18 protein-coding genes are annotated in these 21,056 nt (G+C 37.0%); 12 read left to right on the top strand and 6 right to left on the bottom strand.

The window, feature by feature from the left end; genetic code table 11:
- Positions 1-323: 323 nt before the first annotated feature.
- Positions 324-1,703 (top strand): tyrosine phenol-lyase, encoded by a 1,380-nt coding sequence (locus QWY78_RS08000; RefSeq protein WP_290218436.1) that lies wholly within the window; start codon positions 324-326, stop codon positions 1,701-1,703.
- 128 nt (positions 1,704-1,831) lie between these two features.
- Here QWY78_RS08000 and QWY78_RS07995 read toward each other — a convergent pair whose 3' ends face one another.
- Together QWY78_RS07995 and QWY78_RS07990 are read right to left on the bottom strand one after the other, a co-directional pair.
- The gene (locus tag QWY78_RS07995; RefSeq protein WP_290218433.1) at positions 1,832-2,731 is read right to left on the bottom strand and encodes a toxin-antitoxin system YwqK family antitoxin; all 900 of its coding nucleotides are present in this window, start codon (positions 2,729-2,731) and stop codon (positions 1,832-1,834) included.
- Positions 2,732-3,466: 735 nt separating this feature from the next.
- Complete coding sequence (locus tag QWY78_RS07990) at positions 3,467-5,734, bottom strand: polyribonucleotide nucleotidyltransferase (RefSeq protein ID WP_290218430.1); 2,268 nt, start codon at positions 5,732-5,734, stop codon at positions 3,467-3,469.
- A 289-nt stretch (positions 5,735-6,023) separates the two neighbouring features.
- Here QWY78_RS07990 and QWY78_RS07985 point away from each other — a divergent pair, with 289 nt between their 5' ends.
- A complete protein-coding gene (locus tag QWY78_RS07985; protein ID WP_290218427.1) occupies positions 6,024-6,266 on the top strand; it encodes a GlsB/YeaQ/YmgE family stress response membrane protein in 243 nt (80 codons plus the stop codon).
- A gap of 77 nt (positions 6,267-6,343) precedes the next feature.
- Here QWY78_RS07985 and QWY78_RS07980 read toward each other — a convergent pair whose 3' ends face one another.
- Positions 6,344-8,269: a DUF2207 domain-containing protein gene (locus QWY78_RS07980; RefSeq protein WP_290218425.1), complete on the bottom strand. Its 1,926-nt coding sequence runs from the start codon at positions 8,267-8,269 to the stop codon at positions 6,344-6,346.
- Positions 8,270-8,273: 4 nt separating this feature from the next.
- On the bottom strand, positions 8,274-8,825 hold the full coding sequence (locus QWY78_RS07975) for a LemA family protein (RefSeq protein WP_290218424.1): 552 nt from the start codon (positions 8,823-8,825) through the stop codon (positions 8,274-8,276).
- A 192-nt stretch (positions 8,826-9,017) separates the two neighbouring features.
- Here QWY78_RS07975 and der point away from each other — a divergent pair, with 192 nt between their 5' ends.
- The 3 genes from der to upp all read left to right on the top strand — a co-directional run bounded on the left by der (position 9,018) and on the right by upp (position 11,387).
- On the top strand, positions 9,018-10,325 hold the full coding sequence (der, locus tag QWY78_RS07970; RefSeq protein ID WP_290218422.1) for a ribosome biogenesis GTPase Der: 1,308 nt from the start codon (positions 9,018-9,020) through the stop codon (positions 10,323-10,325).
- A 59-nt stretch (positions 10,326-10,384) separates the two neighbouring features.
- Positions 10,385-10,525, top strand: coding sequence for a four helix bundle protein (locus tag QWY78_RS14855; protein WP_353960524.1), 141 nt, complete (start codon positions 10,385-10,387; stop codon positions 10,523-10,525).
- Between the two features lie 211 nt (positions 10,526-10,736).
- A complete protein-coding gene (upp, locus tag QWY78_RS07965) occupies positions 10,737-11,387 on the top strand; it encodes a uracil phosphoribosyltransferase (RefSeq protein ID WP_290218421.1) in 651 nt (216 codons plus the stop codon).
- 90 nt (positions 11,388-11,477) lie between these two features.
- Here the strand turns inward: upp and QWY78_RS07960 are convergent, their stop codons facing one another.
- Complete coding sequence (locus QWY78_RS07960) at positions 11,478-12,131, bottom strand: ComF family protein (protein WP_290218419.1); 654 nt, start codon at positions 12,129-12,131, stop codon at positions 11,478-11,480.
- A 195-nt stretch (positions 12,132-12,326) separates the two neighbouring features.
- Positions 12,327-13,796 carry a helix-turn-helix domain-containing protein gene (locus QWY78_RS07955; protein ID WP_290218418.1) on the bottom strand — a complete coding sequence of 490 codons (1,470 nt, stop codon included), beginning with the start codon at positions 13,794-13,796 and terminating at the stop codon, positions 12,327-12,329.
- A 178-nt stretch (positions 13,797-13,974) separates the two neighbouring features.
- Between QWY78_RS07955 and aceB the strand changes: the two genes are divergently transcribed.
- From aceB to QWY78_RS07920, 7 genes are all read left to right on the top strand, one after another.
- Positions 13,975-15,552, top strand: a complete 1,578-nt coding sequence (gene aceB / locus QWY78_RS07950; RefSeq protein WP_290218416.1) for a malate synthase A — start codon at positions 13,975-13,977, stop codon at positions 15,550-15,552.
- Positions 15,553-15,800: 248 nt separating this feature from the next.
- Positions 15,801-17,087 (top strand): isocitrate lyase, encoded by a 1,287-nt coding sequence (aceA, locus tag QWY78_RS07945; RefSeq protein WP_290218414.1) that lies wholly within the window; start codon positions 15,801-15,803, stop codon positions 17,085-17,087.
- Between the two features lie 459 nt (positions 17,088-17,546).
- Positions 17,547-17,993 (top strand): 6-pyruvoyl trahydropterin synthase family protein, encoded by a 447-nt coding sequence (locus tag QWY78_RS07940; RefSeq protein WP_290218411.1) that lies wholly within the window; start codon positions 17,547-17,549, stop codon positions 17,991-17,993.
- 73 nt (positions 17,994-18,066) lie between these two features.
- Positions 18,067-18,831 carry a UDP-2,3-diacylglucosamine diphosphatase gene (locus tag QWY78_RS07935; protein WP_290218409.1) on the top strand — a complete coding sequence of 255 codons (765 nt, stop codon included), beginning with the start codon at positions 18,067-18,069 and terminating at the stop codon, positions 18,829-18,831.
- 101 nt (positions 18,832-18,932) lie between these two features.
- The gene (gene uraH / locus QWY78_RS07930) at positions 18,933-19,346 is read left to right on the top strand and encodes a hydroxyisourate hydrolase (protein WP_290218407.1); all 414 of its coding nucleotides are present in this window, start codon (positions 18,933-18,935) and stop codon (positions 19,344-19,346) included.
- A 92-nt stretch (positions 19,347-19,438) separates the two neighbouring features.
- Positions 19,439-20,473 carry a LuxE/PaaK family acyltransferase gene (locus QWY78_RS07925; RefSeq protein ID WP_290218405.1) on the top strand — a complete coding sequence of 345 codons (1,035 nt, stop codon included), beginning with the start codon at positions 19,439-19,441 and terminating at the stop codon, positions 20,471-20,473.
- A 12-nt stretch (positions 20,474-20,485) separates the two neighbouring features.
- On the top strand, positions 20,486-21,040 hold the full coding sequence (locus tag QWY78_RS07920) for a hypothetical protein (protein WP_290218403.1): 555 nt from the start codon (positions 20,486-20,488) through the stop codon (positions 21,038-21,040).
- Positions 21,041-21,056: the final 16 nt, after the last annotated feature.

Raw genomic sequence — 21,056 nt, 5'->3', positions numbered from 1 at the left:
CTAAAAGTCTTCTTAAAAGTGATCGTTTCATATTGTTTATTTTTTGTTAAAATTTAATTTGCAAAAATTTAGCCAAATTATGATTCATGTCAGCTTTTTGGTTTCGTAGCATTGCCTATATTTGTTTACTTGAACAAAAGAATGGGAATCGCACAATTAAATTTTCTAAAATTATCCGAACGCTTTTTGGATTTGTTCTCATTGATTCTATTCAAAAAATTCCTGCGCAAACCCACCTAACTTTTCGATCTTTTCACTTCGTGTTTTTCTGGATTTTTTAAGAAAGTCCAAAATTTCTCCTATACCAATATTAAAATAAATTTATGTTACCAAAACGAAATAGTTGGGCAGAACCCTATAAAATAAAAATGGTGGAACTCTTAAAAATGACCACTGCCGAGCAACGTAGAAAAGCATTGGAAGAAGCTGGCTACAATACTTTTTTACTAAAATCTGAAGACGTATATATCGATTTACTCACCGATAGCGGAACCAATGCCATGAGCGACCAGCAGTGGAGTGGGATGATGCTTGGTGATGAAGCCTATGCCGGGAGCAAAAACTATTACCATTTAGAAGAAGCAGTGAAAGAGGTTTATGGCTATCAATATTTAGTGCCAACGCACCAAGGACGGGGCGCTGAAAATATTCTTTCGCAAATTATGATAAAGCCTGGCGATATTGTCCCAGGAAATATGTACTTCACCACGACCAGGCTACATCAGGAATTGGCAGGCGGTGTTTTTCATGATGTGATTATTGATGAAGCCCACGATTCTGGCTCAGATTTTCCCTTTAAAGGAAATATAGACTTAAACAAAGTCGAAAAATTAGTGCAGCAATATGGCACTGAAAAAATCGCGTATATCTGCGTTGCCGTCACGGTGAATTTAGCGGGTGGACAACCGGTGAGTATGGAAAATCTAAAAGCAGTTCGAAAATACACACAGGAAAAAGGAATAAAAGTGATGCTCGATATGACGAGAATTGCAGAAAATGCTTATTTCATCCAACAAAAAGAAGAAGGATACCGCTTGAAAACCATCGCTGAAATTGTAAAAGAAATTTGCAGTTATACCGATGGTGCAACCTTTAGTGGGAAAAAAGATGCTCTTGTAAATATTGGTGGATTCTTGGCATTAAATGATTTTGATATTTTTGAGGAAGCCCGAAATTTGGTCGTTGTTTATGAAGGTTTGCACACCTACGGCGGTTTAGCAGGCCGCGATATGGAGGCCATGTCCATCGGTATTTATGAAAGCGTACAAGAGGAACACATGAAAGCCAGAATCGGTCAGGTATTTTATTTGGGCGACAAAATGAGAGAGTTCGGCATTCCGATTGTTACTCCAATTGGGGGGCACGGTATTTTTGTTGATGCCAAACAATTTTTACCACACGTTTCCCAAGACGATTTTCCCGCACAAGCCTTAGCTGCAGAAATCTATTTGGATGCCGGCATCAGAACCATGGAACGCGGAATTGTTTCCGCTGGAAGAAATGCGAAAGGAGAAAATTATCATCCGAAACTGGAGTTGGTTCGTTTTACCATTCCGCGTCGCGTTTACACGCAAGCACACATGGATGTCATTGCAGAATCAATTGCCAGGGTTTATGAACGCAGAAACCAAATAAAAGGTTTAAAAATGATTTACGAACCCAAATATCTGCGGTTCTTCCAAGCCAGATTTGAACAACTTTAGATAAAACAAAACCACCTCATCGCGAGGTGGTTTCTCTTTCTAAACCCCTTTTTAAAACCGAAGTTTTCCAGTGGTAATTGGTCGCTGAAAACTATTTTTATCGGAATGGTTTTAGGAGTTTCCAGGTCTTAATCTGCTTCAATTCCTTTGATGAATTTTTTTGTTTTAGACACGCTTCCATCTTTATTATAATACGTGGTCGTTCCGTGCACTTTGCCGTTTTTAAAGGTGCCTTTCCAATACACTTCACCTGTATCATAATATTCTATCGTTGGTCCATCTTGCGCACCTCCTCTCCATTTTCCAACAATTCTAGGCTTGCCATTTGGGTAGTATTCCGTACATTTTCCAAACATCTGATTGTTGATACGGCCACAACGGTCTAAACCGATCAAGGCCAATTTTGAGCCAGATTCTATAAAACCTCCAAATAATTTTGGTTTTAAATTGGCTTCCACAATTTTGTCCTCTTCCTTCACATCTACGAACTTCGACAGAAAATGATCACCGTTATAATTATACATGTACGATTCGTAAATTGGCGTAGATCCCATGTATCCGTACCCATTTGCGTAATGCGTTCTACCAACTTCTTTCAAGGCTGAAGCGGTGCCCACAAATTGAATGTTACACATAATTAAATACCTCCCCGGCTTCATTTGCTTAAAAGTGAAATTTCCATTTTCATCCGTAAGTGCTTCTAGTCGATAGCTAAATGCTTCTTCCGTCATCACAATGGCAAAATCGGGGTTCGCTTTCTTCATATCATGATAGCGCGAAACGTAATCCGTCACGGGAAAAAGCAAGACTTTTGTTCCCTTTTTAGGTTTGTATTTTGCGGCAGCAACGCCAGAATTTTCACGGGTAAATGCTTCACCAGTAATGGTGGTCTTCCCCAATTCTAATTTTTTAATGGCATCATTTTTATCGAACCAAAGTTGGGGGTACAAAGCATTTTGAGCCACCATATTTCCCGATAAAAATACAGTGATTGCAACTAAAAATACGGTATTCAATTTTTTCATCATTTAAATTTGTGTTTATTTTAAAGTATATTCATGAAGTAGGTGTTTTTTATCGCCTAACCAATCTCAATGACTTAAAGTAAAAATAGATAAATTTTGCAACACTCCCCATAATTAACGAAAAATTGAAACTATTATTTTTGAAACTAGGGGGAAATGTAAATATTTTGCAAATTATTATAAATGGTGTATAACCCTTTTCGAATGAAGTATTTTAATCGATTTCGTTCAAATAAATTCTCGCAAAAGTCGACTTTTTAAAAAATACTTTCTGATTAAAAAACAGCCTTTTATTTTCTGGAAATCCGCTTCTCAAGCGGAAATAGTTTTAGTCGAAGAAACCATCGGCAAAGTCTCCGTGTTTCAAACGGAACGAAAATGCAGAAGCATACACCAATTTCAAAGAAACCTACAACACCGATATTGAAATCCTTTCTCCGAAAAATTTTAGGCATTTTTTGGTGGAGTGAAAAATGGGTTGCGAAAGGAGAGTGTGCAAGGTTTTCATTTTAAATACGCTTCAAAAGTAGAATTTTTTCTTGATATTTTAATAATTAAAAAATGAAATAAATACAAGTACATATTTTGAATAATAAAAAACTATCTAAAATTTGAGTATTAAATGATTAGATTTTTTCATTTTGCAAAATGATTTTTAAATATACTTATTTATAAAATGTTTTCCCACAAAAAAACTCCCAAATTTCTTTGGGAGTTTCTATTTAAGCTCAGTTCTTTTTAGTTCTGATTATCTTCTTGGCGTGGGCCGTTGTTTTCCGGTCGGTCATCTCTTCGCTGAGGTCTGTCGCCTTGCGGACGGTCTCCTCTCGGTCGGTCGTTATTGTACTGTGGTCGGTCACCTTGTGGACGATCTCCCTGTGGTCTTTCTTCACGAGCCGGTCGGTCCAACAAAACTTTTCTCGAAAGTTTCATTTTCTTACGGTCATCAAATCCCATGAATTTCACTTCTACCATATCGCCTTCGTTGTAAGGCACTTTATCCAAACGTGCCCATTCGATTTCTGAGATGTGAAGCAAACCTTCGGTTCCTTTTGCAATTGCTACGAATGCGCCGAAATCCATTACTTTCACAACTTTACCGTTGTACACACTTCCAACTACAGGCACGAAACAAATTTCGTTAATTGCTGCAATGGTTGCGTCGATATTTTGTCTGTTCACCCCGGAAATTTCGATTCTTCCGATCTCGCCAATTTCTTCAATCGCGATAACCGTTTCGAAATCTTTCTGCATTTGCTGAATAATTTTTCCTCCAGGTCCGATGATCGCTCCGATGAAGTCTTTGGAGATTTCCAATACTTCCATTTTCGGTGCGTGTGGTTTTACATCCGGTCTTGGTGCGTCAAGGGTTTTCAACAATTCATTAAGGATATGCAATCTTCCGTCTTTCGCCTGGATTAATGCTTTTTCCATAATGTCCATGGAAAGGCCAGTTACTTTAATGTCCATTTGACACGCGGTGATTCCGTCTGCGGTTCCCGTTACTTTGAAGTCCATGTCTCCTAAGTGATCTTCGTCTCCTAAGATGTCAGAAAGTACGGTGAATTTACCTGATTTTGGATCAGTTACCAAGCCCATTGCAATCCCGGAAACTGGTTTTGAAATTTGTACACCAGCATCCATTAAGGCTAAAGTTCCCGCACAAACCGTCGCCATTGACGACGAACCGTTGGATTCTAAAATATCAGAAACGATACGGATGGTGTAAGGATTTTCGGTAGGGATCATTTTCTCTAAAGCTCTTTGCGCCAAATTTCCATGACCTACTTCTCTTCTTGAAGTTCCTCTTAAAGGTCTTGCTTCACCCGTTGAGAACGGTGGGAAGTTATAATGTAAGAAGAATTTTTGATCGTAGTTGATGGCCACCGTGTCCACCATGTTTGCATCTTTTACAGATCCTAAAGTTACTGCAGTCAAAGACTGAGTTTCTCCTCTTGTAAAGATGGCAGAACCGTGAGCTCCTGGTAAATAGTCAACTTCTGACCAGATTGGACGAATCGTTTCTGGAGTTCTTCCATCCAAACGGATTTTTTCGTTCAAAATCATCTGACGCATTGCTTCTTTTTCTACATCGTGGAAATAGATTTTTGCGTATGGAGTTACTGTTTCTAATTCTTCCTCAGAATACTGAGTTAAAAACTCCTCTAAAACAGCTTGGAAGTTTTCATGTCTTTCTTCTTTCGCAGAAGCAGTTTTTGCTACTTCGTAAACTTTATCATAAGTCGCTGCCCAAACTTTTTCGCGAATTTCTTCGTTGTGATCTTCGTGAGAATATTCTCTTTTTGGAAGAGATTTACCAACTCTCTCGGCTAATCTTTCTTGAGCTGCTACCTGAACTTTAATTTCTTCGTGTGCAAATTTAATGGCTTCGATCATTTCCTGTTCAGAAATTTCTTCCATTTCACCTTCTACCATTACGATAGAATCTTTTGTTGCACCAACCATAATATTCAAATCAGCTTTTGCTAGATTTTCCATACTTGGGTTAACTACTAATTGACCGTCGATTCTGGCAACAGTAACTTCAGACATTGGTCCGTTGAAAGGAATATCGGTAATTGCGATAGCTGCCGAAGCGGCTAATCCTGCCAAAGATTCTGGCATACACTCTTTATCATAAGAAATCAGGGAAATCATCACCTGAACTTCTGCATGGAAGTCGGATGGGAAAAGTGGACGCAAAACACGGTCAACCAATCTCATTGTTAAAATTTCTTCGTCAGAGGGCCTCGCCTCTCTTCTGAAAAAATTTCCCGGAATTTTTCCTGCGGAATAAAATTTCTCTCTGTAATCTACTGTTAATGGTAGAAAGTCAACACCTGGTTTGGCATCTTTACTGGCTACAACTGTTGCTAAAAGCATTGTTCCGCCCATTCTTACTACTACAGCACCATTAGCTTGTTTCGCTAATTTTCCTGTTTCGATGGTGATTTCTCTACCATCACTTAATTGAATTTTTTCAATAATTGCTTGTGGAGCATTCATAAAATTTGATCGTCTTTGGCACTCCGTATTGAGTGCGTTATTATTTAATGTATTTAAATTTTCGAGGGCAAATATACGGAAATTTCTTAAGTTTAAATGGTGACGAATTTGGCGGAAACATGATCGATAAGAATAGCCAATGGTTAGATTTTTTTTAAGAAAACAACGCTACGACTCCTTAAAAAGTTACTTATACCTTTGTAATAAAATTTCTAAATAAATAATTTCGGCATAAATTTGGTTCTGAAAATTAATGTAAACTATTTATTAACATTAAAATTTTAACATTATGGGAATTTTATGGACATTAATTATCGGTGCAATAGCAGGTTGGTTAGGTGCACAAATCTTTAAAGGCGGAAGTCTTGGATTAATCGGAAATATTATCGTTGGTATCGTAGGTGGTGCTATCGGATATTGGTTATTAGGAGGCAGACTTGGCGATGGCGTAGTCGGTGAAATCTTAACCGGAACCCTTGGTGCAATTGTTTTGTTGGCAGTGGTTAATTTATTTACGCGGGGAAAAGTATAATGTATTTTTACTCTTTGAATGAAGCTTTAAGCTTGAAAATAAAAAACGTTCTGAAATTTTTCAGAACGTTTTTAGGTTTACCAGCCACCGCCACCGCCACCGCCGCCGCCGCCGCCGGAGAATCCGCCACCACCAGAGCCACTTCCGGAACTGGAAGGCTGGGTTGATGAACTCGCAATGGATTGTGAGAGTGATGAGGTTAAGGTATTGGCGAAATTCATGTTCATCATCGAACCGCCTACATACCAGTTAGAATGGTACTGTTGGTTTGCCAGCGAAGAGGCTTTCAACATGCTTTGAAATTTTTCTCCCCAAATTTTATCAACGCCTAAAACCATGGCATACGGCAACATGGCCTCAAAAACCTGTGGAGTCATTTTGGGTGGATTGTGAAATTGCAAAGTTTTTTCTTCTGCGGTTCCTAAATACATTCTAAACCCTTCAATAAGTGATTGGGTTTCTAGTTTTTCTGGCGTTGGTTGTTTGATAAGATATTGGTAAAGAACCATCCCGATGGAGGATAAAATCAAAAAACTAAAACAGGCATAGAAATTAAGATTCTCTTGTATAGGGTTGTCTAAAGTGGCTATGGCAATAAAAAGTATGATTAATCCTATCGCAAAAAGGCCATATAACCATCTGATCCACTTGTACCTCGCAAATGCCAAAGAAAAGATAATTGACGTTACGGTAAGGACGATAAACAGACCGATCCCAATTCCAAAGTAGGTTTCGTTATAGGAAAGTTGATAACTTAAATACAATCCACCGATATAAAGCAATAAAATAATTAAAATTGGAAGAATGAGTTTGGTGGAATTATTTCCCTTTTTCAAGAAACCATCGTGCTGAAATCTTAAACTTGCCTTGAAATCATTAACTGCATATTCAATTTTTGAATTGTATTTTCCATCAAAAGAAACCGTGGTTGATTGGTTTGAAAACAATTTATTCATCAGGTTAATTTCTTCTTTGGGCAAAGTTTGATCTTGCTCTTTGATTTTTTCTAAAGTATATTCTTTACCACCGAAAATTCCTAAAATTCGTTTGTCATCTTCAATGATTTTAATAAAACCTTTAACAGCCAAACTGACAATCGCTGCGGTAATCATCTTTTCAGAATAATACTCATTGTCTAAATACCCCAAAGAAGCCGGTGATAAATCCTTCGGTGAATTAAACTGCGGATAAACCACTGGTTTTTGTGGATCAATCCCGTATTTCTGCCAACTAGAATAAAAATAACCGAACAAACCGAGAATTGCGGTGATTAATACCGCCAAAATTCCGTATTTTTCTAAGAGTCCCGGTGGCGGTGGCGGAGTGAAAATTCCTTTTTTAAAACCAACAGCGATGGTTAGTCCTTCATTAGACCCTAAATTTTTTGCAGCCCATTCAATCGTGTTTTTAGACAAGGCCGTACCGGTACAATTGGAGGTGTTTGCGCCGTAACTGCCGGTATAGCAAGATTTCTGCGTGATTTCTGCGTTTTCGGGTAAGGTTACTTTCGCTGAAATCTGATCGACCGGAAAATTCCATAAGGTTCCGTTGACATTCCAGTAAAATTCATCATAATCTTTAAAAAATCCAATTTGATCAGATGTTTTATAAGTCAGTTCATATTCATAAACACCAGGATTAAGAATAAGATCCTTACTCCCGAAATAAATGGCGTAATCAGCATTGGTGTTTTCGGTATGATATTCTTCTTTAGCGCCATTTTTCAGCACCGAAATTACCTCGTACTTAATTCTTATTTTCTTTCCATTAACATTCCGCCACAGAGGAAGTGAGCGAAAAATTCCTCTTTTGATATTCAAGCCTTCTGCATACACCTTGATTTTTTCGGTAATCGTCGTTTCAGCATCTTTCGAAATGACGATATCTGAATGGAAAGATAAAATATGTTCATAATTGGGCATTTCAGAACCGCTAGAATTCACATCCTGTGTAAATCCAATACTGAAAACCAGCAGGAAAAACCCTATCAACAGCCGTTTCATTCGGTTAGAATTTTATACTCGGAACCGCTCGCTCAGCGATGTTATCCAATTCGAAAAATGCAGATTTAGTAAATTTGAACATGTTTGCAAGGATATTGCTGGGGAATGTTTCCACCAAAATATTATTTTCGCGAACGGTGCCATTATAGTACCTTCTCGATTTTTCAATATCGCCTTCCAGCGCTGAAAGCTCTCCCTGCAGTTGTAGGAAATTGGTATTGGCTTTTAAATCAGGATATTGCTCGGCAACAGCATTTAGATTCATCATTGCTTGATTCAGATTTTTTTCTGCTGCTTCTTTTTCCTGAATACCATCTGCATTCATGGCGGCAGCTCTAGCTCTGGTCACGCTTTCAAAAGTTTCTCGCTCGTGAGTTGCATACCCTTTTACTGTTTCTACTAAATTTGGAATTAAGTCGTGTCTTTTTTTCAACATTACATCGATGCTGCTCCATGCTTCCTGTACCATCGTTCGTAATTTTACCAAGCGATTGTAGATTGAAATTCCGTAAAAAAATAAGACGGCAATTACTGCCAGGATAATTAATGAAACCATAATTTTAGATTTTGATTGTTAGTTTTTAAATGGGCTTAATTTAATGTACTATAATAAGTGATTAAACCAACTGGAAAGTTACAAATATTAGGATGAATAATCAAAGAGGAAAATAAACTATCTTTGCAAAAAATTTTTGTGCTCGAAAAGTTCGAGTAACCCATTAATAATATCATTATTAAATAAAATTTTATGTCGAATATTGTCGCCATAGTAGGACGTCCCAATGTTGGGAAATCCACCCTTTTTAACCGTTTTCTCGAAAGAAGAGAAGCCATCGTAGATTCAACCGCCGGAGTTACCAGGGACCGTCACTACGGAAAATCTGATTGGAATGGAGTTGAATTTACCGTCATAGATACTGGGGGTTATGAGGTTGATACAGAAGATGCATTTCAAGGAGAAATTATCAAACAGGTTGAACTAGCCGTTGACGAAGCCACGTCAATCATCTTTATGCTTAATGTTGCTGAGGGTTTAACAGATACCGATATTGAAATTCACGAAATGTTACGTCGTTCGAATAAGCCAGTGTACATCGTAGTTAACAAAGCAGATTCTGCAAAAGAAGAATTGGCTGCAACTGAATTCTACCAGTTAGGAATTCCAAAATATTACACCATGTCTTCTGCAACAGGTTCCGGAACCGGAGAGTTGCTCGATGATATCGTTAAGGATTTCCCCACAACCGAGTACAAAGATCCTTTCGAAGGTTTACCAAAAATCACTATTGCAGGAAGACCAAACGTAGGAAAATCTACTTTAACCAACGCTCTTTTAGACAAGGAACAAAATATTGTAACCGATGTTGCTGGCACAACCCGCGATTCAATTCAAACTTTATACAATAAATTCGGTCACGAGTTTGTTTTAGTTGATACCGCAGGAATGCGTCGTAAAGCCAAAGTAAAAGAAGATTTAGAATTTTATTCGGTTATGCGATCTGTTCGTTCTATTGAGTACTCTGATATTGTGATTATCATGGTTGATGCTACGTTAGGATGGGAATCTCAGGATATGAATATTTTCGGACTGGCTCAGAAAAACAGAAAAGGAATTGTAATCGTGGTGAACAAGTGGGATTTGGTTGAGAAAGAAACCAATACAACCCGTGATTTTGAAGCGAGAATTAAAGAAAAAATTGGTCAGTTTACCGATATTCCAATTCTATTCATATCGGCTTTAACAAAACAGAGAATTCTGAAAACCGTAGAAGTTGCCATGGAGGTATACCAAAACAGAGCGAAGAAAATTAAAACTTCTAAGTTGAATGAGATTATGCTGCCTGTTTTTGAGCAGACGCCACCGCCAGCCTTGAAAGGGAAATATGTTAAAATAAAATATTGTGTACAATTGCCAACGCCAAGTCCACAGTTTGTATTCTTCTGTAATTTACCGCAATATGTGAAAGAAGCATACAAGAGATTTACGGAAAACCAACTTCGAAAGCATTTCGGATTTACCGGAGTTCCTATTGAAATTTATTTTAGACAAAAATAAGTTGATTTGATGAGGGGTCGATTTGTTAATTTGCTGATTTAATTATTAAACGAAGACAAATGGAAAAGAGAAAAGAAATTTTGGAGCGTAAAAGAAAATTTGTAATTGCAAATCAATTATTGAAATCTGGAACTTCTATAGGCCCAAATTTTTTTGAGTCTCAAAGTGCGGAAAGCAGAGCGGATTTATTCGTCAATTAAAAATTGCGCATAAGGTAGCTAAGAAGACTGAGTATAGGCTTTTGCGGTGTGAAAAATCATCAAGTTATCCTTTTAATTAAAATTTGAAAATCTCATTGTTGCGTATTCAGAAGCTTTTGTCAAAAATCATCACTCCTTCGAAAATTAATAAATAAGTTACAGATATTTAATATCGTCGCATCATCACATCTAAAATCATCACATCAATATTATGATTACAATTCTTTCCAACCAATTCTCTTTAGTTAACACTTGGATTAATGAACTACGAAATGTAGAGATTCAAACTGACCGATTAAGATTCCGCCGAAATATGGAACGTATCGGCGAAATTGCCGCCTTTGAAATCAGCAAAGGTTTTGAAACTGAAGAAATTGAAATCACCACGCCTTTAGATCAAATTAAAGTGAAAGAAGTTGCAATACAACCTGTAATTACGACGATTCTAAGAGCGGGAGTTCCTTTGTTTCAAGGGATTTTAAATTATCTCGACAAAGCGGATTGTGGTTTCGTCGCTGCCTACCGAAAGCATGATGCCAACGATTATTTCTCCATCAAACAGGAATATTTGACATGTCCAAGCATCGATGGAAGACCTTTAATCGTGGCGGATCCAATGTTGGCAACTGGTGCAAGTTTAATAGAAGCCATCAAAGATTTACTCAATCACGGAAAACCTACACAACTTCATATTGTCGCAGCGATTGCTTCGCAACAAGGTGTAGACACCATTCAAAAAGCATATCCAGAAGCAAAAATCTGGGTCGGCGTTATCGATGAGAAACTCACTTCAAAAGGCTACATCACACCAGGTTTAGGCGATGCCGGTGATTTGTCCTACGGCGAAAAATTGCAGAGATAGCGACAATTTTAAAATACAAAAATATCCTTCTTTTCAGAGGGATATTTTTTTTGTAGAAATTATTAACATCTAACATTTAACATCTAAAAATTAATCCATCGCCATGACCAAAACACTCACTTGGTTGTTTCCCGATTTTAAAATTTCCCAAGCAACGGCGTTCATGGTGTTGCCGGTGGTGAAAACATCATCAATCAATAGAATGTGCTGATTTGTAATTTCATTGGTGATGGAGAATAAATTTTCGTTAAAAATCCGTTGCGCTCTGCTTTTTTTTGCCTGGGCTTTTTTGTAGAAATTTCTTTTGATTAAAGTGTGGTCGCTTGGGATTTTAAGTTCTTTTGAAAGCGAATCTGCAAAAAGATGCAGTTGATTATAACCCCGTTCTTTCTCTTTTTTAGGATGAAGCGGAACAGTCACCAAAAGGTCGATATGTAAGGAGTTGAAATCTATTTTTTCCAAAGTCCACTTCGCTATAATTTTCCCGATTTTTTCCCGACTTCCGTATTTTAGTTGGTGAATAATCTTTTGACTGGTACTTTCTTCTTCAAACTGCATCAAAGCAAAAGCATACTGGAGTGGAAAAAGCAATCGGCATTTTTCGCTTAAAAGATTGCTTTCTGAATAATGGTGATGCGTAAAATGAATCTGATTAAAACACAGCTCACAAACCACTTCATCCGCCTGTATAATTCGGTTGCATTCTAAACAGCGATTCGGGAAAAGTAAATCCACCAAAAACATATTGCATTTGTTTAGTGAAAGTTACACATTAGTTTTCGTAAAACAACAAAGACATAAAAGTCTTTGTTGCTAAAAATTACAAATGAAAGACCGTAGTACTATTAATTTAAAAATCTGTAAATTTTCCTTTGTGAACAAAAAAATAGTTCTCCCGCAATCTTTTGTGACTTTATGCTAAAAAAATGACTCTAAATTCTAAAGCACTTCCTTCCGTATAATCTGAATTGAACGCTTCATATTCTCATTAAAGATCTGTTTTTCAAGTCGCGAAGGTGGTGCTTGTCGAACTTCACAGTCAGCAATACTGCAAAACTCACACGTTACGCCAACAGAAACCGTTTTAATTTGGTCGCTTTTCGCGAATTTAATTTTCTTTATTGCAGTTGAATTTAATAGAATTCCGATGCAATAACTACGGTTGGTTCCATCAGAAAATGGATTTTTCTGCGAGGTAGAAATGACCAAATAGGTTAATCCAGTATCTTTATAATGAGAAATTTGCGCTTCGGTGAGCTTTTCATTTTCCTTTAGATTGCTTAAGTTTTTCACCGCAATCCAACGTCGGCAATAATGTTCACTCGTTGAATTTGCGTGCGGAGCTTGTTGTTGATTAAGGTGTAATTCCTTTAAAATCTGAATTTTATCTGAATGTTTTTTCTTCGTAAAACAAAGATAAAACAAATCTTTAATTCCCAATTCTTGTGGTAAAATATTGGTCAATCGGTAATAAAATGTTTCCGGTGAATTGGTAAATTCTTCAATTAAATTTTCAAAAAGGATAGGATTCCACTGGTCATTTTGGAAAAAATCACTCAGCCTTTGTGTTAAAGTTTCCTTCCGAATCAACAACGATCCGGCAAAATAGGCCGCATAATAATTATTTAAAAGTTCCTCAAAACTTGTAAAATCTAACCAAGAATAGGTGTTCGGACGAGGATTAAGATTTAAATTTGTAAATGCAATTTCTTTCGCGAGGATAAAGGTTTTTTGATCTTCATCTAAAAGTTCATTTAATAAAAGCAGTTTCTTTTCTGGAATAAATAGCGAGCGTAATTTTCCGGACGCACCGTATTGTTCCAAATCCAAAGACCGAATTTTATACTGAAATTGATTTTCTAATATCTTCTGGAATTCCGCGGAATGAGGTTTTTCAGACAGCTTATTTTCTTCGATATAACGCTTTGCTTTCTCTTCGATTTCGGGAAAGTAATTATCATGCAATTCCTGAAAACTTCGGATCACCGCAAAATAAAACCGCTCTTTGCTCAGGTTATAATTCTTCGAAATTTCAATCAAAGTATTGATAAAAGCGGTCACCTTTTTCGGTGCCTCACTGATAATGCTGATCAGATTATTCTTGTTAATGCCAAAAAGATCAAGTGGGATTTCTTTAAAAAAATCAGACTGTAAAATCTCGGTAATGGGCGCTAAACTTTTGTCAAGTTTGGTGGAAACCAAATCATCATAAGAACAATTTAAAGCCGTTGCAAGTTGAGCGATTTTATCATGTTTCGGATACTTTTTACCATTTTCAATTTCATTCAAATAAGATTTTGAAACACCGGTAATCGTCGCCAAATCCTGCAGAGAGAAACTTTTCTTTTGCCGAAACTGCTTCATTTTCAATCCAAAAATGGTTTTTATAAAATCACTGTCGCTTGCCATTAATAAAAAATTAATTTATACTATTTCTAAATAAATCGTGAAATCCGATGAATACAAAGGTAAATAAAAATAAGCGATTGTTCGCATAATAATATTTAAAATAAATTTGCGAACGTTCGCTGGTAGTGAAAGTTTTTTGTTTATGTTTGCAATACCAAATCATTAAAGGTTATAGCATATGGAAACGGCAATTCAATTTCAAATTCTTCCGCAAGAGCAATACAGCGATATTTTTATTCCAGATTTAGTGACTTTTTTAACCGAACTTCATGCACGATTTAATCAGGATAGAATCGCACTTCTTCAATCCAGAACCATGAAACAAGTGGAATTTGATCACCGTCAACTCCCGAAATTCTCTCCGGAAACAGTAGAAATCAGAAACGGAAATTGGGTGTGCAACCCTTTGCCACAAGATTTGCTCGACCGCCGAGTAGAAATTACCGGACCGGTGGAAAGAAAAATGGTTATCAATGCTTTAAATTCTGGATCTTCAACTTTCATGGCAGATTTTGAGGATAGCAATTCGCCGACTTGGGTCAATTGCTTGGATGGGCAAAGAAACCTCTCAGACGCCATCAACAAAACCATCAGTTTTGAAAATGAAAAAGGTAAAAAATATGAATTGGGCGAAAACTTAGCCACGCTTTTAGTTCGTCCTCGAGGATTACATCTAGAAGAAAAAAATATTGAATTGAATGGTGAAAAAGCTTCTGCCTCTTTAATTGATTTTGGAATCTTTTTCTTCAGAAATGCTAAAAAGTTAGTTGAAAACGGAAGCGGACCTTATTTTTATTTACCAAAATTAGAATATTACCAAGAAGCAAAATGGTGGAATGAGGTTTTTAAATTCGCACAGGATTACGTTGGAATTCCGCAAGGAACCATTAAAGCAACCGTCCTGATCGAAACCATTACCGCTGCTTTTCAACTCGATGAAATTTTATTTGAATTAAAAGAACACAGTTCGGGTCTTAATTGCGGACGATGGGATTATATTTTTTCCTACATCAAAAAATTCAGAAATCTACCCGAGTTTTTAGTTCCAGACCGCGATCAAGTCACCATGACGACGCCGTTTATGAGTGCCTATTCGAAAAGAGTTATTCAGGTGTGTCACAAAAGAAATGTTCACGCAATGGGCGGAATGGCGGCTCAAATTCCCGTAAAAAATAACGAAGTAGAAAACGAAATTGCTTATGCAAAAGTTCGTGCCGACAAAGAACGCGAAGTGAAAAATGGCCACGATGGAACTTGGGTCGCTCATCCAGGTCTGGTTTCTGTAGCCAAAAAAATCTTCGATGAATTGATGCCGACTCCAAATCAAATTGATAAAAAATTTGAGGACTATCATATTTCTGAAGAAAATCTTCTTGAAATTCCAAAAGGAACCATCACCGAAAATGGCGTTCGAAAAAATATTAATGTCGGAATTCTCTACCTCGAATCGTGGTTAATGGGAGTTGGTGCTGCGGCTTTGTACAACTTAATGGAGGATGCAGCCACCGCAGAAATCTCTAGAACTCAAATCTGGCAATGGCTTAAAAATGAAGCAAAACTCGATGACAACAGAACATTAATGCCCGAAATGGTGTTGACGTGGCAGGAAGAAGAATTGGAAAAAATAAAAATTTATGTAGGCGAAGAACGCTTTAAAAATGGAAAATTCCAGTTGGCTACCGAACTCTTTGATGACCTCATTCTCAATGACAATTTTGCAGAATTTCTGACTTTAAAAGCGTATCAGTTTATTTAAGAGTCAGGGAAAAGAGCCAAGGAAAAAATAAAAAGAGCCAAGGACGTTGAATGGTCAATAGTGAATGGTGAATTTTCACTTTCATTAAATGACAAAGTAATAATATCAAATCCATTGCTGAGTGAAACGCCTTTGCGAACGTAATATTTGAAGAATATAATTTGAAAAATCTTTGCGTCCATTGCGTTAAATTATGTCCTATAATCTAAAATCTATAATCTAAAATCCACAATCTAAAACCTCAAAATATGAACAAGCAAGAACACCTCCAGCAACTGGAAAAAGAATGGTTAGAAAGCCCAAGATGGAAGGGAATTACAAGACCCTATTCCGCAGAAAAAGTATTGAAACTTCGAGGATCTTATAAACTCGATTATACCATCGCAAAACTGATGTCAGAAAAATTATGGAAGCAATTAAACGCCCAGGATTTCGTGGCAGGTTTGGGTGCATTGACCGGAAACCAAGCCGTACAGGAAGTTGATGCCGGCTTAGAAGCAATCTATCTTTCAGGTTGGCAAGTCGCTGCCGATGCTAATTTAAGTGGAGAAATGTATCCTGATCAAAGTTTGTATCCGGCGAATTCAGTGCCTTCCGTGGTGAAAAGAATCAATAATGCGTTGTTGCGTGCGGATCAAATTCAAACCGTCAATAATGTTGATGAAGCCAACCGAAAAGAATATTTGGTTCCGATTGTTGCCGATGCAGAAGCCGGTTTTGGTGGAAACTTAAACGCATTCGAATTGATGAAACAAATGATTGAAGCCGGTGCCGCCGGAGTTCACTTCGAGGATCAATTGTCTTCCGCTAAAAAATGCGGACATTTGGGTGGAAAAGTCTTGGTTCCGACTCAGGAAGCCATCAACAAATTAATTGCCGCACGTTTAGCAGCCGATGTTTGTGGCGTTCCAACACTTTTGGTCGCCAGAACTGATGCCGATGCGGCCGATTTGTTAACCTCAGATATCGACCCAAGAGATCATAAATTCGTGACTGGAAAAAGAACAAACGAAGGTTTTTATGAAGTGAAAAATGGAGTAGAGCAGGGCATCGACAGGGGTTTGGCTTATGCGCCGTACGCCGATTTGATTTGGATGGAAACTTCAAATCCGGATTTGGATTACGCCCGCAAATTCGCCGAAGGAATCCACGCGAAATTCCCCGGAAAAATGCTCGCTTACAACTGTTCGCCATCGTTTAATTGGGCTGCAAAATTATCAGTTCCCGAAATGGAAACCTTCCGCGAAGAATTAGCCGCGATGGGTTACAAATTCCAATTCATCACTTTGGCTGGCTTCCACGCTTTAAATACCTCCATGTTTGAGTTGGCTTTGGCCTACAAAAAACGCGGAATGGCAGGATATAGTGAATTACAGGAAAGAGAATTCGCCTTACAAAAAGAAGGTTTCCGCGCAGTGAAACACCAAAACTTTGTTGGAACCTCCTACTTTGATGAAGTACAAACCGTCGTAACCGACGGAACGTCTTCTACGAATGCCTTGGCTGGTTCTACCGAAGCGGAACAGTTTCATTGATTGAGATATTAGAGTTTTAGCCATTAGATAGTAGACTTTTTAATGCGAAAATTCTCAGAACTCCAATCTGAAAATCTCTAGTCTATTTTATAAATTGTTAGGAAGTCCTCTCCATTTTTTTGGGGAGGATTTTTTTTTGGGCGTGTCTTTCGCAGCCGCCTTTCCCACCAATGAAAGACCGCGCTTTCCGTTGCGATCTTTTTTTGGTTGCGGCGGCTTCGCCGCCGCAACCAAAAAAAGGATCTCCACTTCAATCGCTCACGCAAAGTCCCGCCTCTTACTGACCTCGAATTTCAAAAAAAACTTTATCACCCTTTGGCAAGCAATGTGACTTTGCACTCGTAATTTTATAAAAAATGAAGAGAAAATTTTCCGTGTTTACGTTAAAATAATTCTGCATTATAATTTCACAACAAAAATCAATCTCAAAAAAGTTTAAACTTTCCTTATCTTTGCCCCATGATACGCATTACCAAAATTTTTACTTTCGAAACTGCCCACGTTCTTTACAACTACGACGGCAAATGCAAAAATATGCATGGGCATTCCTACAAACTTTTTGTGACTGTAAAAGGAACTCCGATCAATGATTTAGATCATCCGAAAAATGGAATGGTCGTCGATTTTGGCGATATTAAAAATATTGTAAAATCAGAAATTATCGACCTTTGGGATCATGCTGTTTTGGTTAATGAACTTTCGCCACATCAAATACTCGGACGAGATTTAGAAGACAAAGGCCACAAAGTAATTTTTTGTAAATACCAGCCGACCTGCGAAAATATGCTCTACGAAATCGCAGAGAAAATTAAAAACCAACTTCCGGAAACGGTTTCATTGGCTTACCTGAAACTCCACGAAACTGAAAACTCTTACGGCGAATGGTTCGCAGAAGATCAAAATTAATTCCGAGATTAAATAATTTGAAAATATGTAAATTCACGTAATTCGAAAAATTCGTGTAATTCACAAAAAGAATATGAAAATCACTTTAGAAGAAAACAAAAAAGTCTATTTCGCTTCCGATCAGCATTTTGGAGCACCTACACCCAAAGAAAGTAAGGTTCGGGAAGAAAAATTCATCACTTGGCTCGATGAAATAAAAACCGATGCCCAAGTTTTATTTCTCATGGGCGATTTGTTTGATTTCTGGCATGAATGGAATCACGTTATTCCAAAAGGATACGTTCGCGTATTGGGAAAACTGGCGGAGTTAAAAGATTCCGGAGTTGAATTATTCATGTTCGTTGGGAATCATGATCTGTGGATGAAAAATTATTTCGAAGACGAAATTGGCTGCACGGTTTATTTTGATAAACAGTATTTTGAAATCAATGGAAAGAACTTTCTACTTGCTCACGGCGATGGTTTGGGTCCTGGTGATAAAGGCTATAAAAGAATGAAAAAACTGTTTACCAATCCTGTTGCGCAATGGGCTTTTAAATGGTTGCACCCCGATATTGCCATGAAAATAGCCATCTATTTTTCGACCAAAAATAAAATGATTTCCGGTGAAGAAGACAAAGCGTTTTTGGGTGAAGACAAAGAGTTTCTGATCATTTACTCCAAGGAAAAACTCAAAACTGAGCAGATTGATTATTTTATTTACGGCCATCGACATTTGCCAATGGTTTTGGATTTAGAAAACGGAAAAGCCAAGTACATCAACCTTGGCGACTGGATTTCTTACTTTACTTACGGGGAATTTCAAACTGAATTTAAATTGAAAAGTTATTCCAAGTAACTTTTAACGGCACTATTATTGACAAAAAAAATTAACAAAATGTTCATCTCAGTTGGTGACTTATTTTTTATCAATCAACTTTAATTACTCAATTAATTCTTATGAGAAATTTAACTTTCGCTTTCTTTTTTGCTTTAATCTCTTCTTTATCTTTTGGTCAGAAAAAAGAAGTAACCTATCAATTATCCAGTCACATTTTAGATGTGTCCAAGGGAATGCCTGCTCGTGGGGTTATTATTAAACTTGAAAAATTCGACGAAAAAACCAAAGTCTGGTCTTTCGTTGAAGATAAAGTTACGGACAAAAATGGTCGTGTTCCAGATTTTTTATCGAACGATAAATCCAACTTAGGAATTTATAAATTGACGTATATGACGAGCGATTATTTTAAAAAGATTAACGAGGAAAGTTTTTATCCTTGGATTGAAGTAGTGTTTCAATTGAAAGATAGCGAACATTATCACGTTCCGATTACGCTCTCTGCTTACGGTTATTCCACATACAGAGGGAACTAGAAAAAGTTTTTTCTGCAATTAAAATTTTTATGCGGAATTCTAAATTTAATTTTGAATCCCGCTTTTCTTTTGAGACTTTTACCTCATCAAAAATGAACGAACTATTTAACATAAAAACAGAAACCGATTTCCAGCAGAAATGCCTGGAAACCTTCAACTATCAATATCAAAATAGTGAGGTTTATCGGAAGTTTGTTGATTATTTAAACATCGATCCAAACGAAATTCAAGTTGTAGAAAAAATTCCTTTTCTGCCGATTGAAATGTTTAAAAACCATACAATTTTGGATCAGACAAAATCAACGGAATTATTTTTCGAAAGTTCCGGAACTACGCAATTGAATCTCTCCAAACATTGGATTGCCGATGAAAAATTGTATCAACACAGTATTCAGAAAAGCTTTGCACAGTTTATAGGAAATGCGGAAGATTATATTTTCCTTGGCTTATTGCCCAGTTATCTCGAAAAAAAACATTCGTCGTTAATTTATATGGTTGATTTTCTAATGACGAAATCTGCCAAACCAGAAAATGGTTATTTTCTGTATAATCATCAAGATTTGTTTGAATTGTTAACCCAACTTTCAACCGAAAATAAAAAAGTGATTCTGTTTGGGGTTTCTTTTGCGCTTTTAGATTTTTTGGATTTTGCTGAAAAAAATCGCCATATCATCGAATCATCAGAGCAACTCATCATCGTAGAAACTGGTGGAATGAAAGGCAGAAAAGACGAAATGACCAAAGATGAACTTTTAAATATATTTCAACAAGGTTTCCGAACCGACAAAATTTATTCTGAATATTCGATGACCGAATTACTTTCGCAAGCGTATTCTTTGGGTCAGAATATTTACGTAAGTCCTAACTGGATGCGCATTCTCATTAGAAATACCGAAGATCCTTTTTCCTATGTTGAAGATGGGAGAAATGGTGCCATCAATATTATCGATTTGGCGAATCGGCATTCCTGTAGTTTTATTGCCACGCAGGATTTGGGCCGGATGCTGGTAAATCCGGAGATTCCTCGCGAGGCTCGGAATGACAAAAGAGTTTTGTCGAATCCGTTTCAGGTTTTGGGAAGGATCGATCATTCCGATATTCGGGGTTGCAGTTTGTTGGTTTCTTAATTCATAATTTTTATGCTAAAAGTTGAAGAGTTAACCTATAATTATATTTCGAAATTTTGCGATTTTGAAAGGGATTTGGTTTTGACGAATCACTTTCATTCCGATTGGGAGGCCGACATTTTAATTATTGGTGAAGATGGATTTAGTCATGAGCTGGAAATTAAATTTTCTAAAGCCGACTTTAAAAATGATTTCAAAAAGCAATATGAAAATCAGAAAACCAAAGAGAAATTTCTGAAACATGATAAAATTTCTTGTGGTGATTATCCCTGTAATCAGTTTAGTTTTCTTTTACCACAAGGAATGATCGACGCTGAAACCATTCCCAAACATTGCGGCATTATCGAGTTTTATCACAATCCTGATTCTTGGATCACCACTTTTACTGAAATCAGAATACCTTCCAAAGTGCACGATGATTCGTTCTGGCAATTTTTTGATAAAGAGGCGATGTTGAAAATTATGGCTCGAAATCTTTATTTTAAAAAATTGGAATTGAAAGGCAAATTTGAAGAATTAATTTTACCACCAAAATTTTTGAGAAAAAATAAACCGCCTCAAATCTGAAGCGGTTTAGATTATA

Origin of the sequence: Kaistella yonginensis (assembly GCF_030409525.1) — a bacterium.
GTDB lineage: Bacteria > Bacteroidota > Bacteroidia > Flavobacteriales > Weeksellaceae > Kaistella > Kaistella yonginensis.
Note: the sequence above shows the minus strand (reverse complement) of the source record. Positions and strands in the feature narration are given on the sequence as shown.

What these genes read in the sequence shown, in the direction of transcription:
- QWY78_RS07940 (WP_290218411.1), top strand. Translation starts at nt 17,547, where the DNA reads ATGATACGCATTACCAAAATTTTTACTTTCGAAACTGCCCACGTTCTT.
- QWY78_RS07990 (WP_290218430.1), bottom strand. Translation starts at nt 5,734, where the DNA reads ATGAATGCTCCACAAGCAATTATTGAAAAAATTCAATTAAGTGATGGT.
- QWY78_RS07985 (WP_290218427.1), top strand. Translation starts at nt 6,024, where the DNA reads ATGGGAATTTTATGGACATTAATTATCGGTGCAATAGCAGGTTGGTTA.
- aceB (WP_290218416.1), top strand. Translation starts at nt 13,975, where the DNA reads ATGGAAACGGCAATTCAATTTCAAATTCTTCCGCAAGAGCAATACAGC.
- aceA (WP_290218414.1), top strand. Translation starts at nt 15,801, where the DNA reads ATGAACAAGCAAGAACACCTCCAGCAACTGGAAAAAGAATGGTTAGAA.
- QWY78_RS08000 (WP_290218436.1), top strand. Translation starts at nt 324, where the DNA reads ATGTTACCAAAACGAAATAGTTGGGCAGAACCCTATAAAATAAAAATG.
- QWY78_RS07920 (WP_290218403.1), top strand. Translation starts at nt 20,486, where the DNA reads ATGCTAAAAGTTGAAGAGTTAACCTATAATTATATTTCGAAATTTTGC.
- QWY78_RS07980 (WP_290218425.1), bottom strand. Translation starts at nt 8,269, where the DNA reads ATGAAACGGCTGTTGATAGGGTTTTTCCTGCTGGTTTTCAGTATTGGA.
- QWY78_RS07995 (WP_290218433.1), bottom strand. Translation starts at nt 2,731, where the DNA reads ATGATGAAAAAATTGAATACCGTATTTTTAGTTGCAATCACTGTATTT.
- der (WP_290218422.1), top strand. Translation starts at nt 9,018, where the DNA reads ATGTCGAATATTGTCGCCATAGTAGGACGTCCCAATGTTGGGAAATCC.
- QWY78_RS14855 (WP_353960524.1), top strand. Translation starts at nt 10,385, where the DNA reads ATGGAAAAGAGAAAAGAAATTTTGGAGCGTAAAAGAAAATTTGTAATT.
- uraH (WP_290218407.1), top strand. Translation starts at nt 18,933, where the DNA reads ATGAGAAATTTAACTTTCGCTTTCTTTTTTGCTTTAATCTCTTCTTTA.
- QWY78_RS07975 (WP_290218424.1), bottom strand. Translation starts at nt 8,825, where the DNA reads ATGGTTTCATTAATTATCCTGGCAGTAATTGCCGTCTTATTTTTTTAC.
- QWY78_RS07925 (WP_290218405.1), top strand. Translation starts at nt 19,439, where the DNA reads ATGAACGAACTATTTAACATAAAAACAGAAACCGATTTCCAGCAGAAA.
- upp (WP_290218421.1), top strand. Translation starts at nt 10,737, where the DNA reads ATGATTACAATTCTTTCCAACCAATTCTCTTTAGTTAACACTTGGATT.
- QWY78_RS07955 (WP_290218418.1), bottom strand. Translation starts at nt 13,796, where the DNA reads ATGGCAAGCGACAGTGATTTTATAAAAACCATTTTTGGATTGAAAATG.
- QWY78_RS07935 (WP_290218409.1), top strand. Translation starts at nt 18,067, where the DNA reads ATGAAAATCACTTTAGAAGAAAACAAAAAAGTCTATTTCGCTTCCGAT.
- QWY78_RS07960 (WP_290218419.1), bottom strand. Translation starts at nt 12,131, where the DNA reads ATGTTTTTGGTGGATTTACTTTTCCCGAATCGCTGTTTAGAATGCAAC.